Raw genomic sequence first — 14851 nt, 5'->3', positions numbered from 1 at the left:
TTCATCCATTCTTTCACGGCCGAAGGTAGCCGCAGCGCCCCCAATTAGGGATTTGCGGGCGCAGCGTCAACAAACTCGCATCTGGCGCGGCCTGAAATGCCAGCTAATATGCCGCAAAACAGGAGCTAACCATGCTGGATATTCCCTCGCTCAGCCCGCAAGACGCGCTAGTCGCCGTGATGATCAGCGTTTCGGCTGCGGATGAAAATATCCGCACCTCGGAGTTGGTGCAGATCACCACGATCATCAACACCTTGCCGATCTTTGCAAATTTCGATTCTGACCATCTGTCGCTGGTGGCGCGGACGGTGTTTGACCTCTTGGATCAAGAGGACGGGCTGGATGCCTTATTCGGTCTGATCCGCGATGCATTGCCCGAAAAGCTGTTCGAGACCGCCTATGCGCTGGCCTGCGATGTGGCGGCTGCCGATGGCGTCATCACCAGCCCCGAAGGCCGGATGCTGGAAGAGATTCGCGACGAGTTAGAGCTGGACCGCCTGCACGCCGCCGCGATCGAGCGCGGCGCCCGCGCCCGTTACATGGTGCTGTAAAGCGCGCCCCAGCGCTGGATCAACTGCTGCTGCAAGCGCCGCGCGCGCGCGTTCCACGCGCGCGAGCCTGCGGGCACCTCGTCCAGCCGCGCCGCCTGACGCGCGGCGGGATCGGACGAGAAAATCGCAAAGACCAGATCCTCGCCTGCGGGCGGGTCGATATAGCCGACAAGGGCGCTGGTGAAATTCAGCGTGCCGGTTTTGGCGGCGACCTGCGTATCGGGGTTTGGCAGGCGGTCGCCTTCGGCATCGGTCAGTACAACGGGGCGCAGGATACCGCGCAGCGGGCCATCCGCGCCGCCGCGCAGCAGGCGCACCATCTGATCGGGCGCGATCTGCGCCGCGCCGCCAAGGCCGGAATGATCGACCAATCGCATCTGCGCGCCGTGCTGCAATAGCACCCATTCTGCCATCGCCGCCGCCGATTGCGGCAGGCTGACCACGCCCGGATTATCGCGCCGCGCGGCGGTCAGGCCGATGACCTCGGCCGTGATATTGGTGGAATATTCCAGCATATCGCGCAACATGATCAGCAGTTCAGGGCTTTGATGACGGGCATAGACATTGCCGGCGATCAAGCGACCCTCCGGCTGGGGCGTAGGCAGGGTGATACCGCGCGCGGCGCAAAGCGTGCGGAACACATCCGCCGCATAGGCACCGGGGCTGCGCACCGGCAACCAGCGCGACCCGCCGTTCCCCAGCGCGCCGCTGGCAACGGTCCAGCGGTCGATCACGCCATCTTGCCGATAGCTGAACGTCGGCGCGCCGCGATCGGCCAGCGCCATGGTCGCGATGCTGACAGCCGGGGTGACATTGCCGCCGCGCGCATCCATCGCCAAGTTCCACGCCCCGCCCGCCCGCGTCCATTCGAAATGCACGCGGTTGAAATTCAGGTTCAGCCCAGAAATCGCCGGATTGTAACCCGCCTGCGGCAGTTGGCCGCCGGGATCGATTTCGGTGATGGCGGGCAGTGCGCCATCGAAATAGGAAAACGTGCCGTTTACACGCCGCACGCCCGCCGCATGAAGCTGGTCGACCATCGCCACCAGATCGGGGGGTCGACAGGATCGGATCGCCGCCGCCCGCCAGCATCAGCGTGCCTTGCAAAGTGCCCGCCTCCACAACGCCCTGCCCCAGCACCAGCGTTTCGAAGCGGAAATCAGCACCTAGACGGTCGAGGGCGTAAAGCGCAGTGACGGCCTTGGCCGTGCTGGCGGGGGCAAGGGCCATACCGGGGTTGTTCCCCTCGATCACCTGACCGTCCGACAGGCGCGCCGCCAGATAGGATACCCCATTGCCCAGCCGCGCCTGCTGCAACATCTGCGTGGGCGTCTGGCGCAGCGCGGGATGGATACGCGCAGGCCGCGCAAGCGGGCGCAGCACCGATTGCGACAGCGCGGGCGTCGCGGCAGCGGCCAGCAGGCTGGTGAGGAAGATGCGGCGCGAATAGCTCACCAGCCCCCCTTCGCGCGGATCGCGCTGGATGACATTGCATTCAAAGGAATATGCGCAAAGGCCCAAGCGGGCGCAGGCGCAAGGCCAAGGCGCGGGCCTTCGCTTTCGCGCAGCCGCGCCCAGCGATAGGCGCGCGCCGCGGGGGCGAGTTGCGCGGACAATCCCGTGCCGGGCCGCGCCAGCACACCTATCGGCACGCTGTCCATGATCTTGCGCCAGCTTTGCCAGCGATGGAACTGCGCCAGATTATCCGATCCCATCAACCAGACGAAATGCAGATCGGGACGCAGCCGTTGCAGCGCCGCGATCGTATCGGCGGTATAGCGGGTGCGCAGGCGCGCCTCGATATCGGTGATCGAGACGCGCGGGTCGCGCATCATGGCGCGCGCAGCGTCTAGGCGACGCACCATCCCAGCAGGTCCGTTTGATTTCAGTGGGTTACCGGGGCTAACCAGCCACCAGACGCGATCCAACCCGAACCGCGCCAGCGCCTGACGTGTGATGGCGACATGACCAAGATGGGGCGGATCAAACGACCCGCCCAACAGCCCCACAACCTGCCCCCGCCCCGCGGGGGGAAGGATCAGGGCACCACCCATATTTTAGCGGGTGAACTTCTTGAACTTGACGCGCTTGGGTTCCAGCGCATCGACGCCCAGGCGGCGCTTTTTGTCCTCTTCGTAATCTTCGAAGTTGCCTTCGAACCATTCGACATGGGCATCACCCTCGAAGGCGAGGATGTGGGTACAGATCCGGTCAAGGAAGAAGCGATCGTGGCTGATGACAATCGCGCAGCCCGCGAAATCAACCAGCGCATCTTCCAGCGCGCGCAAAGTTTCCACGTCAAGGTCGTTGGTCGGCTCATCGAGAAGCAGCACATTGCCGCCGTCTTTCAGCAGCTTGGCCATGTGAACGCGGTTACGCTCACCGCCCGATAGGATGCCGACTTTCTTTTGCTGATCGGTGCCCTTGAAGTTGAACGCACCGCAATAGACGCGGCTGTTCACGGTCGCATCGCCCAGAACGATCAGCTCGGCACCGCCGGAAATCTCTTCCCAGACGGTTTTTTCGGGATCAAGCGCGCCGCGCGACTGGTCGACATAGGACAGCTTGACGGTATCACCCAGCACGACAGTACCGGAATCGGGCTGTTCATGGCCGGTCAGCATCTTGAACAGGGTCGATTTACCCGCACCGTTCGGACCGATGACGCCAACGATACCGCCGGGGGGCAGCATGAACGTCAGGTCTTCGATCAACAGCTTGTCGCCCATGGCTTTTTGCAGATTGGTGACCTCGATGACCTTACCGCCCAGACGGGGACCATTGGGGATGACGATCTGCGCCTTGGTGATCCGCTCGCGTTCGGACTGATCGGCCAATTCGTTATAGGCGTTGATACGGGCCTTTTGCTTGGCCTGACGGGCCTTGGCACCTTGACGGATCCACTCCAATTCGCGCGACAGCGTGTCTTGGCGGCTCTTGTCCTCGCGGGCCTCTTGCAGCAGGCGCTTGGCTTTTTGTTCCAGCCAGCTGGAATAGTTGCCCTCATAGGGAATGCCACGACCGCGGTCGAGTTCCAGAATCCAGCTGGTGATGTTGTCAAGGAAGTAACGGTCGTGGGTAACGACCAGAATAGTGCCCTTGTAGTTCATCAGGTGGTTTTGCAGCCAGGCGATGGTCTCGGCGTCAAGGTGGTTGGTCGGCTCGTCAAGCAGCAGCATGTCGGGCGCTTCCAGCAGCAGCTTGCACAAAGCGACACGGCGACGCTCGCCGCCCGACAGGCTTTCGACATCGGCATCGTCATCGGGACAGCGCAGAGCCTCCATCGCGATCGAGACTTGCGTGTCCAGATCCCACAGGTTCTCGGCGTCGATTTCATCCTGCAGACGGGCCATCTCGTCGGCGGTCTCGTCCGAATAATTCATCGCCAACTCGTTATAACGCTCGAGTTTGGCGGTTTTGGCGCGCACGCCTTCCATGACGTTGCCGCGCACGGTCAGCTGCGGGTCGAGTTCCGGCTCTTGCGAGAGGTAGCCGACTTTGGCGCCCTCTGCGGCCCAGGCCTCGCCGGTGAAGTCCTTATCCGTGCCGGCCATAATGCGCAGCAGCGAGGATTTACCCGCACCGTTCACACCGACCACACCAATTTTCACGCCGGGCAGGAAGTTCAGACGGATATTCTCGAATACCTTCTTGCCGCCGGGGTAGGCTTTGGACACGCCGTCCATGAAATAAACGAACTGGTAGCTGGCCATGTCGAACCCTCGTGTTGAATGTGCATGATCGGAAACTTCAGCGCCCTCACATAGGGGTAGATCAGCGAAAGGGCAACGGTATGCTTGATCACTTGCGGCTGTAGAATATGGTTTTCGCGCATATCGGCAAAGAAACGAAATCCTTTTTCTTGCCTGAACGGGCATTGCCCTTTATGGTACTAGTGCAAGTTATCTCTATCGACCATCTGACTCCCAGCCGGGCCCAGCTGCTTCGACTAGCGCTGACGAGCCGGTCCGCTGCACTTCCGCGAGCGGAATTCTACGAGGAGTTCTCACGATGGCCACCGGCACCGTGAAATGGTTCAACACTACCAAGGGCTATGGTTTCATTGCCCCCGATGGCGGCTCGAAGGACGTTTTCGTTCACATTTCGGCTGTTCAGCGTTCGGGTCTTGAAGGCCTGAAAGACAACCAAAAGGTTCGTTTCGACATCGAAAGCAGCCGTGATGGCCGCGAGTCGGCTGTCAACCTGTCGGTTGAATAAGTCTTTCCAGTTCTGGAAATGAAAAGGGCGGGGATTTCCCCGCCCTTTTCTATTACAGCCCCTGCGGTGCAGGTTTCACTTGGAACAGCGGCAAAATGTCCGCCATTTCCGGGCCGTGTTCCGCGCCTGTCAGCGCTTTGCGCAGCGGCATGAACAGGCCTTTGCCCTTGCGACCCGATTGCGCCTTCACATCATTCAGCCAGTTCGACCAGCTATCAGCGGCATAGGGCGCGGCGGGCAGGATGGCCAAAGCTTCGCGGATAAAGTCTTTATCCTCGTCGGCAACGCTGCCTTTGTCACCTGCGGCAAAGACCTGCCACCACGGCGCAATATCAGCGCGGGTGGCGATGTTTTCACGGATGATCGCCCAAAATTGCGGCGCGACAGCATCCGGGACGCCAGCGGCGGCGACATCTGCGGCGACCTGATCCAGCGACATTGCCGCCAGCACTTTGGCGGTCAGCGGCCACAGGTCGTTCTCGTCGAATTTGGTTGGCGATGCGCCAAAGCTTTCGACTTTGAAATTCGCAACGATCTCGTCGATCGAGCCGCGCATCTCGACCGGCTCGGACGAGCCGAGGCGGGCCATCAGCGACAGCACCGCCATCGGCTCGAGGCCTTTTGCCCGCAGATCGCGCAGCGACAGCGCGCCAAGACGTTTGGACAGGCCCTCGCCCTGCGGGCCGGTCAGCAGCGAATGGTGCGCAAAGCGCGGCACCGTGCCGCCCAGCGCCTCGATCATCTGGATCTGGGTCGCGGTATTGGTGACGTGATCCGATCCGCGCACGATATTCGTCACGCCCATATCAATATCATCGACCACCGAGGCAAAGGTATAGAGCCACTGGCCGTCGTTCTTGATAATGACCGGGTCCGAGACCGAGGCCGCATCGATCGAGATCGCGCCCAGAATACCGTCTTCCCATTCAATGCGCTGGTGATCCAGCTTGAAGCGCCAATGCGAGCCACGCTCGGCCCGCAGTGCGTCCTTTTCTTCGGCAGTCAGCAACAGCGCGGCGCGGTCATAGACCGGCGGCTTGCCCATATTCAGTTGTTTTTTACGCTTCAGATCCAGCTCGACCGGGGTTTCAAAGCATTCATAGATGCGACCCTCGGCAATCAGTTGATCGCGCGCGGCCGTATAACGGTCAAAACGGGCCGACTGGCTTTCCAACTGATCCCATGTCAGGCCAAGCCAGGTCAGATCGGCTTTGATGCCGTCAATATATTCCTGTTTCGACCGTTCCAGGTCGGTATCATCGATGCGCAGGATGAACTTTCCGCCCTGCTGCCTGGCGATCGCATAGTTGAACAAGGCAGCCCGCAGGTTGCCGATATGGATCCAGCCAGTTGGTGAGGGAGCAAAACGGGTCGTTGTCATCTGAAATCATCCTTAGCCGATAAGGGCGAGGCGGGCGGCAAAACAGCCGCGCGCAGTGGTCAGCCTCTTTCACAATGCGTGCATTTTGTCCATATGAAGGACATGGACCATATTGCCCCTTCGCTCGATGAAATTGAAGAACTGGCGCGCGAGACTGTCGCCAACTTCCCCCTGCCCTTTCGCGAACGTGCGCAGGCGGTAGCGCTTTGCGTTGCCGAATTCGCCAGCGACGAGATCCTCGAAGAGATGGAGATCGAGCCGTTCGAGTTGACCGGCCTTTATGACGGCATCCCCCTGACCGAGAAATCGAACTGGGACGTGCCGCGCGGGCCGGACACCGTCTGGCTGTTCCGCCGCCCCATTCTGGATGAATGGGCCGAGCGCGGAAATGTCACCATTGCCGAACTGGTCAGCCATGTGACGATCCACGAATTCGCGCATCATTTTGGCTGGTCGGATGACGATATCGCCTCGATCGACCAGTGGTGGCACTAGCAAGCATGCTAAGGTTACCTTCAGGTAACTACCTGTTTTTCGTAAACAAATGTAATGCGGCGTGTAAAGAAATGTAAAAGAAGCCCTCTCACATTCCTGTGAAGAGGGCTTTTTAATGCTTAATTTCTAAAAATTTTTACAAATTCGTGCCTGCCTAAAAAGCAGGTTTCTCTTTGAAACCCAAGACTTCGCCGGATTGTTTAACGACAAGAGGGAATTTCAAGTCTAATTTCGATCACAAAATAGGCTGAATTTTGTGATCTTGCACGCTCTGGAACATTTTTGAATCTCGATCCAACTACGGTTCACACAACGACGATACGGCCCGGCGCAAACGACCACAGCGTCCCACGCCCCGCCCCGTCGCTATAACCGAGTGCCGCGAAAACTGGGCTGATCCCAGGCGGCGATATAAGGATGACGAAGATGAAAAACCTGTTTGCTCTGACCACTGCTACTGTTCTGGCCGCTACCGTTGCGACCGCATCGTTCGCAGCTCAATCGGGCGGCTTTATCGACACCGCTGAAAAAATCTCGGCCAGCCAAGGTCTGAACATCGACCTCGTGAACGCCAGCAGCGCCGCTGTTTTGGAAGTTTACACGCTGACCAACGGCGCTGCTGACCAACTGGTGTCCAGCCGTGATCTGGCCGCTGGCGTCCACACCGACCTGCGTCTGAGCAGCACCAAAACCCCGACTGCTGACCTGATCGCTGTGCTGAAAATCAACGACCAAGTTGTCGACAGCCAAATCATCGAACTGAACTAAGCTCCAGGGTTCAGATCTTTGCGAACGGGCCAGCCTGCAAAGGCTGGCCCCTAGCGTTTATGGCATCGGAATACTTAGAACGATTCTAATATATCCCTTGACCGATGACGGCTTTGGTCACATATTAGCATCAACAGATGCAAAGGCTGCGCCATGTTCATCCAAACCGAATCGACCCCGAATCCCGCGACATTGAAATTCCTGCCGGGCCAGCAAGTGCTGGAACTTGGCACGGCTGATTTCCCCTCGGCCGAGGCGGCCACGACCTCGCCGCTGGCCAAACGGCTTTTCGCGGTGGATGGCGTCACTGGCGTCTTCCTTGGCTATGATTTCATCACCGTCACCAAGACGGATAATCTGGAATGGCCGCACCTGAAGCCCGCCGTACTTGGCGCGATCATGGAACATTTCCAATCCGGCCAACCCGTGATGGAAGGCGAGGCGGTTTCCGCCCACCGCGCGCATGACGGCGAAGACGGCGCGATTGTCGAGCAGATCAAAGAGCTGCTGGATACCCGCGTGCGCCCGGCTGTGGCACAAGATGGCGGCGATATCACCTTCCACGGCTTTGATCGCGGTGTGGTCTATCTGCATATGCAGGGCTCGTGCGCGGGCTGCCCCTCCTCGACCCTGACGCTGAAAATGGGCATCGAGAATCTGCTGCGCCATTACATCCCCGAAGTTCTGGAAGTGCGGCCCGTTGCGGCCTGATGTCCTATGATTTTGGCGATTGATACCTCGGCCGCGCATTGCGCGGCCGCTTTACTATCGGATGACGGCCAGATCTGGGTGCAGGTCGAGGCGATGGACAAGGGTCAGGCGGAACGTCTGATGCCGATGATCGCCGCGCTGCTGGCCGACCACCACGTGGCCCCCGCCGATCTGCGCGCGGTCACAGTCGGCACCGGCCCCGGCAATTTCACCGGTATCCGCATTGGTGTTGCCGCCGCACGCGGGCTGGCGCTGGGCCTTGGCATTCCCGCCATCGGCATCAGCCAGTTCGAGGTGCTGGCCCAGGGTCAGCCCCTGCCCTGCACCATCACCTTGCCCGGCAATCGCGGCCAGAATTATCGCCAATCCTTTGATGCCGATGGCGCGCCCGGCGCGCCCGCCGTTGTCGATGAGGGCGAGGCGACCCCGCTGCCCGTGCCCGCGCTATTGGTGCAGCAGATGGCCCGCATGACGCCCGCGCGCCTGACCAGCCCTCAGCCACGCCCCGCGCCGGTCTATGTCCGCGCCGCCGATGCCGCCCCGCCGCGCGATCCGGCCCCCGTGATCCTTGACGCATGACAACGCCCGCTGCGCTGGCCGCCACCCATGCGCTGGCCTTTACCGATCAGCGCCCGTGGTCGGCGGATGAATTCGCCGATCTGATGGACCAATTCGGCGTGGCCGTGATCGGGGACGCCCACAGCTTCATCCTGACCCGCACCATCGCAGGCGAGGCCGAGATCCTGACCCTCGCCACCGCCCCCGCGCACCAGCGCAAGGGCCTTGCCCGAAACCACCTGAAAACCCTGCTGGAACAGAGGCTTGATCGCGTATTCCTCGAGGTTGCGGTGAACAATGTGCCCGCCATCGCCCTTTATACAGCGGCGGGTTTTCAGATCATCGGGCGACGCAGGCATTACTATCACCTGACCTCGGGCGAAATGGTCGACGCGCAGGTGATGGCATGGGCGCCCAAGCCATAGGCGGACAGAAAACAAACCATCCAATAAAAAATTGCCGAAACGACTGGCGATTCTGGTAAATTGACGCTGTGACGCCGCGATTTCGCTGTTGCAGTCTTGGCGGACGTTAGCGAATCCGACATGATAGCCACCAGATCAGCATTGATCGGGGGATCGGAAAACCGGCCCCTAGCCAATCGGGAGAAAGAAATGAACCTGAAGTCCCTGTTCCTCGGCGCAAGTGCCGTCGCCGCCCTTTCGGCAGGTGCCGCTTTGGCCGAAGGCCCCGCAGTGATCTATGATCTTGGCGGTAAGTTCGACAAATCCTTCAACGAAAGCTCGTTCAACGGCGCAACGGCCTGGGCCAATGAGACCGGCAACAGCTTTGCTGAGGTCGAGCTGTCGTCCGACGCCCAGCGCAGCCAAGCGATCCGCAATTTCGCCGAAGCTGGCTATAACCCGATCGTCATGGCTGGTTTCACCAATGCCACCCCGCTGTCGGAAATCGCCCCCGACTACCCCGACACCAAATTCGTCATCATCGACGGCGTTGTTGATGCGCCGAACGTGCGCTCGATCCTGTTCGCGGAAGAGCAAGGCTCGTTCCTCGTCGGTATGCTGGCCGCGCTGAAATCGGAAACCGGCACCATCAGCTTTGTTGGCGGCATGGACATTCCGCTGATCCGTAACTTTGCCTGCGGCTATGCCCAAGGTGCGCTGGCTGCGAATCCGAACATCAACATCGTCGCCAATATGGTCGGCACCACCCCCTCTGCCTGGAGCGATTCGCCCCGCGCCGCCGAGCTGACCCTGGCCCAGATCGGCCAAGGTTCGGACGTGGTCTACGCTGCCGCTGGCGCCGCTGGCCTTGGCGCGCTGCAAACCGCTGCCGACAGCGAGATTTTCGGCATCGGCGTTGATAGCAACCAAAACTATCTGCACCCCGGTTTCATGCTGACCTCGATGCTGAAGCGCGTCGATAATGCTGTGCATGCCTCGTTCACCGCAGGCGCTGATGTCGAGCCGGGTTTGGTCGTGATGGATCTGGCCTCGGGCGGCGTTGGCTTTGCGCTGGACGAATTCAACGAATCGCTGCTGACGCCCGAGATGCTGGCGGCGGTCGAGGCGGCTTCGGCGCAGATCATCGCAGGCGAGATCTCGGTTCACAACTATAACACCGACCAGACCTGCCCGGTTCTGTCGTTCTAATCGACAGACCATTTAGACCCCGCCCCGGCCCGCCGCATGGTGCGGCCGGGGTTCCCTTTACCAAGCCTCGGGTAAATCTATATGAGCGATACCGCGCCCCCCGCCATCGAACTTCAGGGCATCTCAAAGGCCTTCGGCCCCGTTCAGGCCAATAAAGACATTTCGATCAAGGTGCAGCCGGGCACGATCCACGGGATCATCGGGGAAAATGGCGCGGGTAAATCGACGCTGATGTCGATCCTTTACGGTTTTTACCGCGCGGATTCGGGGCGCATCCTGATCAACGGCAAGCCGGTCGAGATCACCGATAGCCAGGCCGCGATCAATGCCGGTATCGGCATGGTGTTCCAGCACTTTAAACTGGTTGAAAATTTCACCGTCCTTGAAAACGTCATCCTTGGCGTCGAGGATGGGCTATTCCTGCGCCCCTCGCTGGCAAAAGCGCGCAAGCAGTTGATGGAACTGTCGCGCGAATATGAATTGCAGGTCGATCCCGATGCGGTGATCGAAGAGATCGGCGTCGGCATGCAACAGCGGGTCGAGATCCTAAAGGCCCTCTATCGCAAGGCCGAGATCCTGATTTTGGACGAGCCGACCGGCGTTCTGACCCCGGCCGAGGCCGACCACCTGTTCCGCATCCTCGCCAATCTGCGGCGCGAGGGTAAAACCGTCATCCTGATCACCCACAAGCTGCGCGAGATCATGGAAATCACCGACGAGGTCTCGGTCATGCGCCGCGGCGAGATGGTGACGACCGTGAACACCGCCCAGACCAGCCCGACCCATCTGGCCGAGCTGATGGTCGGCCGCAAAGTGCTGCTGCGTGTGGAAAAGACGCCTGCGACGCCCGGTGCGCCGCTGCTGGAAATCAAAAACCTGAATGTCTACGATTCCAAAGGGGTCCACCGCGTCAAGGATCTCAGCCTGACCGTCCATGCGGGCGAGATTGTCGGCATCGCGGGGGTTGCCGGCAATGGCCAGTCGGAACTGCTGGAAGTCTTGGGCGGCTATCGCGCCGCCGCCAGCGGCACCTTGCGCGTCAACGGCCGCGAGTTGGATATCACGGGCAAGAAATCCGACGGCAAGACCCGCCGTAACGATGGGATCGCCCATGTGCCCGAGGATCGCCACCGCGAAGGCCTGATCCTGGAATTCCGAGCCTGGGAGAACATCGCCTTTGGCTATCAGGACGATCCGAAATTCGTGAAACATGGCTTTTTGATGGATAACGCAGCCATCATGGCCGATTGCGACGCAAAGATGCAGCAATATGACGTGCGCCCGCCGGATAAGATGCTGGCCGCACGTAATTTTTCGGGCGGCAATCAGCAAAAACTGGTCATCGCGCGCGAGGTTGAACGCAACCCCGATGTGCTGCTGATCGGCCAGCCGACGCGCGGCGTCGACATTGGCGCGATTGAATTCATTCACCAACAGGTTGTCGCCCTGCGCGACAAGGGCAAGGCCGTGCTGCTAGTCTCGGTCGAGCTGGACGAGATCATGTCGCTGTCCGACCGCATCGCCGTCATGTTCGACGGCAAGATGATGGGCGAACGCGCCAGCGGTACAACCACAGAAAACGAACTAGGCCTGATGATGGCCGGTATGAGTGCCGGGGAGGCCGCGTAAATGGAAAAGATGCCCAAATGGGCCGATGTGGTTCTGATCCCGCTGATCTCACTGATCTTGGCGGCGATCATCTCGGGGCTGGTCATTCTGGCGCTGGGGTCGAACCCGATTGCCGCGCTGCAAGTGATGCTGAACGGCGCGCTGGGCAGCCAGTATAATTTTGGCAATACGATCTATTACGCCACGAACTTTATCTTTACCGGCCTTGCGGTCGCAGTGGCGGCCCATGCGGGGCTGTTCAACATCGGCGGCGAAGGTCAGGCGATGCTGGGCGGGCTTGGCGTTGCCATCGTCTGCCTGATGATCCCGTTTCCGCATTGGTCGCTGGCGCTGGTCTGCTCGATCGTGGGGGCTGCGGCTGCGGGGGCGGCTTGGGCGTTTGTGCCGGCCTATCTGCAAGCCAAGCGCGGCAGCCATATTGTGATCACCACGATCATGTTCAACCAGATGGCCTTTGCGCTGCTGAACTATCTGCTCGTCGGCCCGCTGAAATCGCCGGGCGGGATGGAGCCAGCCTCGGCCAGCTTCCCCGCCACGACCCATCTGCCGAGCTTTCACGATATGCTGGCGCCCTTTGGCATCGCATTCTCGCGCGGGGCGATGGCGAACTTTTCCTTTGTGATCGCGATCATTGCTGCCGCCGCCGTCTGGGTGCTGATCTGGCACACGCGTCTGGGCTATGAGATGCGATCCTTGGGCAAATCCGAGCCAGCGGCGAAATACGCAGGTATCAATCCTTTCCGTATCATCATGATTACAATGGCGATTTCAGGCGGTCTTGCCGGGATGATGGCGCTGAACAACGTGCAGGGCGAGGCCGAGCGTCTGATCCTTGGCGCGGTCGAAGGCGCGGGCTTTATCGGTATCGCCGTGGCGCTGATGGGCCGCAATCACCCTGTCGGCATCGTGCTGGCGGCGCTGCTGTTTGGTGTGCTGTATCAAGGCGGCATGTCCCTCAGCCAAGACCAGACCCTGCGCATCCCGCGTGAATTGGTCGTTGTGATCCAGGCTCTTGTGATCCTGTTCACCGGTGCGCTCGATACGATGGTGCGCACCCCGCTCGAGCGGCTGTTCATCAGCCTGCGCGGCGGCAGATCGGCGAAGGCGGCGGAGTAAATCATGACCTATATGGATATTATCCTCATCCTCGAGAGCATGATCCGGATCTCGACCCCGCTGCTGCTGGCCTGTCTGGCCGGGCTTTATTCGGAACGCGCGGGGATTTTTGACATCAGCCTTGAAGGCAAAATGCTGATGTCGGCCTGTATTTCGGCCTCGTTCGCCTATTTCACGGGAAATGTCTGGTTGGGCCTTGGCGCGGGGATTATCGCGACGCTGCTGCTGTCGGGCATTCACGGCCTTGCCGCGATTACCTTCCGTGGCAACCAGCTGATCTCGGGCGTCGCGCTGAACTTCCTCGCCTCGGGCATGACGGTGATGCTGGCGAATGCATGGTTCGGTCAGGGCGGACGCACACCGCAACTGTCCGGCGAGATGCGCTTTCCGCGTCTAACGCTGCCTTTCGCCGATCAGATCAGCGAGATTGCCTATTTCGGCCCGTTCTATGCCCGCGTGCTGTCGAACCACTCGATCCTAACCTATATCGCGTTCTTGGCGGTGCCCTTTACGTGGTGGCTGCTGTATCGCACGCGCTTTGGCCTGCGAATGCGCGCTGTGGGTGAAAATCCGGCGGCGGTGGATACGGCGGGGATCTCAGTCGTCAAACTGCGCTATGCGGCGGTTGCGATCTGTGCGGTGCTGTGCGCACTGGCCGGCGCGCAACTGGCGACCGCCGTGCCTGCGGCAGGCTTTGTCAAGGATATGACCGCCAACCGCGGCTATATCGCCCTTGCCGCGCTGATCTTTGCGAAATGGCGTCCGTGGCATGCCATGTGGGCCGTGCTGCTGTTTGGCATCTTGCAAGCCGCCGCGATCCGCTATCAGGCGATCGAGATTTTCGGCACCCGTATCCCCGGCCAGTTCATGGATGCGCTGCCCTATATCCTGACCGTCATCATCCTTGCGGGCTTTGTCGGCAAAGCCATCGGCCCGCGTGCCGGAGGCGTCCCCTATGTCAAAGAGCGCTGATCTTGTTGCAGCGATAAAATCACGCGCGGACGATCAGCCCGTGCGTCTGGGCCTGATCCTTGGATCGGGCCTTGGCCATTTGGCCGATCAACTGGAGGGCATTGCGATCCCCTATAGCGACCTGCCCGGCTTTCCGGTCGGCAATGTCAGCGGCCATAATAAAAAGCTGGTCATTGGAAATCTTGAGGGCGTACGCGTTGCGGTCTTTGGCGGTCGCAGCCATTATTACGAGGATGGCAACCCCTCTGTCATGCGCCTGCCGCTCGAGGTGTTGCAGGGCCTCGGTGCCGATCATGTCATCGCGACGAATGCGGCAGGCTCGCTGCGCGCCGATTGCCCGACCGGCTCGATCATGCTGATCAACGACCATATCAACTTTTCCGGACTGAACCCGCTGATCGGCGAGGCGACCGACCAGCGTTTCGTGCCGATGGGCGATGCCTATGACCCCGCCCTGCGCGCCGCGCTGCTGGCTGCGGCGGCCGCGACTGGTACCGCCCTGCCCGAGGGGGTCTATGCCTGGTTCTCTGGCCCGAGTTTTGAAACGCCCGCCGAGATTCGCGCCATCCGCATCCTTGGCGCCGATGCCGTCGGCATGTCGACCGTGCCCGAGGTGATTTTGGCGCGGTTCCTTGGCCTGAAAGTCGCCGCGATTTCGACCATCACCAATATGGGTGCGGGCCTCAGCGACGAATCCCTCAGCCATGAACAGACCAAAGCCATGGCCCCAATTGGCGCGGCGAAACTGGAACTGGTGCTGCGGCGCTACTTACAATCACTTTCCTGAATTGAACCCTTGTCGCGGCGGCATAGGGATGATTTGACTGGGGGCAGACCCA

At 60.5% G+C, this 14851-nt stretch carries 16 protein-coding genes and 1 pseudogene; 12 read left to right on the top strand and 5 right to left on the bottom strand.

Features of this window, described 5'->3' with window-relative positions; all coding sequences use genetic code 11:
- Positions 1-131: 131 nt before the first annotated feature.
- Positions 132-551: a tellurite resistance TerB family protein gene (locus KVU_RS02135; protein ID WP_013383671.1), complete on the top strand. Its 420-nt coding sequence runs from the start codon at positions 132-134 to the stop codon at positions 549-551.
- Here KVU_RS02135 and KVU_RS02130 read toward each other — a convergent pair.
- The 4 genes and pseudogenes from KVU_RS02130 to ettA all read right to left on the bottom strand — a co-directional run bounded on the left by KVU_RS02130 (position 536) and on the right by ettA (position 4264).
- Positions 536-1597 (bottom strand): D-alanyl-D-alanine carboxypeptidase, encoded by a 1062-nt coding sequence (locus tag KVU_RS02130; RefSeq protein ID WP_302622012.1) that lies wholly within the window; start codon positions 1595-1597, stop codon positions 536-538. The two genes, KVU_RS02135 and KVU_RS02130, sit on opposite strands and share 16 nt — an antisense overlap.
- 25 nt (positions 1598-1622) lie before the next feature.
- A pseudogene (locus KVU_RS16385) lies at positions 1623-1871 on the bottom strand (D-alanyl-D-alanine carboxypeptidase); the annotation flags it as partial.
- Between the two features lie 131 nt (positions 1872-2002).
- The gene (locus KVU_RS02120) at positions 2003-2605 is read right to left on the bottom strand and encodes a nicotinate-nucleotide adenylyltransferase (RefSeq protein ID WP_081447060.1); all 603 of its coding nucleotides are present in this window, start codon (positions 2603-2605) and stop codon (positions 2003-2005) included.
- Positions 2606-2608: 3 nt separating this feature from the next.
- A complete protein-coding gene (gene ettA, locus KVU_RS02115; RefSeq protein ID WP_013383668.1) occupies positions 2609-4264 on the bottom strand; it encodes an energy-dependent translational throttle protein EttA in 1656 nt (551 codons plus the stop codon).
- Between the two features lie 298 nt (positions 4265-4562).
- Here ettA and KVU_RS02110 point away from each other — a divergent pair, with 298 nt between their 5' ends.
- Positions 4563-4769, top strand: coding sequence for a cold-shock protein (locus KVU_RS02110; RefSeq protein ID WP_013383667.1), 207 nt, complete (start codon positions 4563-4565; stop codon positions 4767-4769).
- Between the two features lie 52 nt (positions 4770-4821).
- Here the strand turns inward: KVU_RS02110 and gltX are convergent, their stop codons facing one another.
- Positions 4822-6150 carry a glutamate--tRNA ligase gene (gene gltX / locus KVU_RS02105; protein WP_013383666.1) on the bottom strand — a complete coding sequence of 443 codons (1329 nt, stop codon included), beginning with the start codon at positions 6148-6150 and terminating at the stop codon, positions 4822-4824.
- 102 nt (positions 6151-6252) lie between these two features.
- Between gltX and KVU_RS02100 the strand changes: the two genes are divergently transcribed.
- The 10 genes from KVU_RS02100 (at position 6253) to KVU_RS02055 (ending at position 14799) form a co-directional block, all read left to right on the top strand.
- A complete protein-coding gene (locus tag KVU_RS02100; protein ID WP_193365325.1) occupies positions 6253-6645 on the top strand; it encodes a metallopeptidase family protein in 393 nt (130 codons plus the stop codon).
- A gap of 426 nt (positions 6646-7071) precedes the next feature.
- The gene (locus tag KVU_RS02095; RefSeq protein ID WP_013383664.1) at positions 7072-7413 is read left to right on the top strand and encodes a hypothetical protein; all 342 of its coding nucleotides are present in this window, start codon (positions 7072-7074) and stop codon (positions 7411-7413) included.
- A 153-nt stretch (positions 7414-7566) separates the two neighbouring features.
- Complete coding sequence (locus tag KVU_RS02090) at positions 7567-8124, top strand: NifU family protein (protein WP_013383663.1); 558 nt, start codon at positions 7567-7569, stop codon at positions 8122-8124.
- Positions 8125-8130: 6 nt separating this feature from the next.
- Positions 8131-8703, top strand: a complete 573-nt coding sequence (gene tsaB / locus KVU_RS02085) for a tRNA (adenosine(37)-N6)-threonylcarbamoyltransferase complex dimerization subunit type 1 TsaB (protein WP_013383662.1) — start codon at positions 8131-8133, stop codon at positions 8701-8703.
- On the top strand, positions 8700-9107 hold the full coding sequence (locus KVU_RS02080) for a GNAT family N-acetyltransferase (RefSeq protein ID WP_013383661.1): 408 nt from the start codon (positions 8700-8702) through the stop codon (positions 9105-9107). Before tsaB ends, KVU_RS02080 begins: the two co-directional genes overlap by 4 nt.
- Before the next feature lie 189 nt (positions 9108-9296).
- The gene (locus KVU_RS02075; protein ID WP_013383660.1) at positions 9297-10295 is read left to right on the top strand and encodes a BMP family lipoprotein; all 999 of its coding nucleotides are present in this window, start codon (positions 9297-9299) and stop codon (positions 10293-10295) included.
- Positions 10296-10376: 81 nt separating this feature from the next.
- Positions 10377-11924, top strand: a complete 1548-nt coding sequence (locus KVU_RS02070) for an ABC transporter ATP-binding protein (protein ID WP_013383659.1) — start codon at positions 10377-10379, stop codon at positions 11922-11924.
- Entirely contained in the window at positions 11925-13040 is a 1116-nt protein-coding gene (locus tag KVU_RS02065) for an ABC transporter permease (protein ID WP_013383658.1), read from the top strand.
- Between the two features lie 3 nt (positions 13041-13043).
- A complete protein-coding gene (locus KVU_RS02060; protein ID WP_013383657.1) occupies positions 13044-14012 on the top strand; it encodes an ABC transporter permease in 969 nt (322 codons plus the stop codon).
- Positions 13996-14799: a purine-nucleoside phosphorylase gene (locus tag KVU_RS02055; RefSeq protein WP_013383656.1), complete on the top strand. Its 804-nt coding sequence runs from the start codon at positions 13996-13998 to the stop codon at positions 14797-14799. The genes KVU_RS02060 and KVU_RS02055 overlap by 17 nt, the downstream gene beginning before the upstream one ends.
- Positions 14800-14851 lie beyond the last annotated feature (52 nt).

The organism is Ketogulonicigenium vulgare WSH-001 (assembly GCF_000223375.1).
GTDB classification, from domain to species: Bacteria; Pseudomonadota; Alphaproteobacteria; order Rhodobacterales; family Rhodobacteraceae; genus Ketogulonicigenium; species Ketogulonicigenium vulgare.
The sequence above is the reverse complement of the archived record's forward strand: the minus strand, read 5'-3'. Positions and strand labels throughout refer to the sequence as shown.

What these genes read in the sequence shown, in the direction of transcription:
- KVU_RS02080 (WP_013383661.1), top strand. Translation starts at nt 8,700, where the DNA reads ATGACAACGCCCGCTGCGCTGGCCGCCACCCATGCGCTGGCCTTTACC.
- KVU_RS02075 (WP_013383660.1), top strand. Translation starts at nt 9,297, where the DNA reads ATGAACCTGAAGTCCCTGTTCCTCGGCGCAAGTGCCGTCGCCGCCCTT.
- KVU_RS02100 (WP_193365325.1), top strand. Translation starts at nt 6,253, where the DNA reads ATGGACCATATTGCCCCTTCGCTCGATGAAATTGAAGAACTGGCGCGC.
- KVU_RS02060 (WP_013383657.1), top strand. Translation starts at nt 13,044, where the DNA reads ATGACCTATATGGATATTATCCTCATCCTCGAGAGCATGATCCGGATC.
- KVU_RS02135 (WP_013383671.1), top strand. Translation starts at nt 132, where the DNA reads ATGCTGGATATTCCCTCGCTCAGCCCGCAAGACGCGCTAGTCGCCGTG.
- KVU_RS02070 (WP_013383659.1), top strand. Translation starts at nt 10,377, where the DNA reads ATGAGCGATACCGCGCCCCCCGCCATCGAACTTCAGGGCATCTCAAAG.
- ettA (WP_013383668.1), bottom strand. Translation starts at nt 4,264, where the DNA reads ATGGCCAGCTACCAGTTCGTTTATTTCATGGACGGCGTGTCCAAAGCC.
- gltX (WP_013383666.1), bottom strand. Translation starts at nt 6,150, where the DNA reads ATGACAACGACCCGTTTTGCTCCCTCACCAACTGGCTGGATCCATATC.
- KVU_RS02055 (WP_013383656.1), top strand. Translation starts at nt 13,996, where the DNA reads ATGTCAAAGAGCGCTGATCTTGTTGCAGCGATAAAATCACGCGCGGAC.
- KVU_RS02095 (WP_013383664.1), top strand. Translation starts at nt 7,072, where the DNA reads ATGAAAAACCTGTTTGCTCTGACCACTGCTACTGTTCTGGCCGCTACC.
- KVU_RS02090 (WP_013383663.1), top strand. Translation starts at nt 7,567, where the DNA reads ATGTTCATCCAAACCGAATCGACCCCGAATCCCGCGACATTGAAATTC.
- tsaB (WP_013383662.1), top strand. Translation starts at nt 8,131, where the DNA reads ATGATTTTGGCGATTGATACCTCGGCCGCGCATTGCGCGGCCGCTTTA.
- KVU_RS02065 (WP_013383658.1), top strand. Translation starts at nt 11,925, where the DNA reads ATGGAAAAGATGCCCAAATGGGCCGATGTGGTTCTGATCCCGCTGATC.
- KVU_RS02120 (WP_081447060.1), bottom strand. Translation starts at nt 2,605, where the DNA reads ATGGGTGGTGCCCTGATCCTTCCCCCCGCGGGGCGGGGGCAGGTTGTG.
- KVU_RS02110 (WP_013383667.1), top strand. Translation starts at nt 4,563, where the DNA reads ATGGCCACCGGCACCGTGAAATGGTTCAACACTACCAAGGGCTATGGT.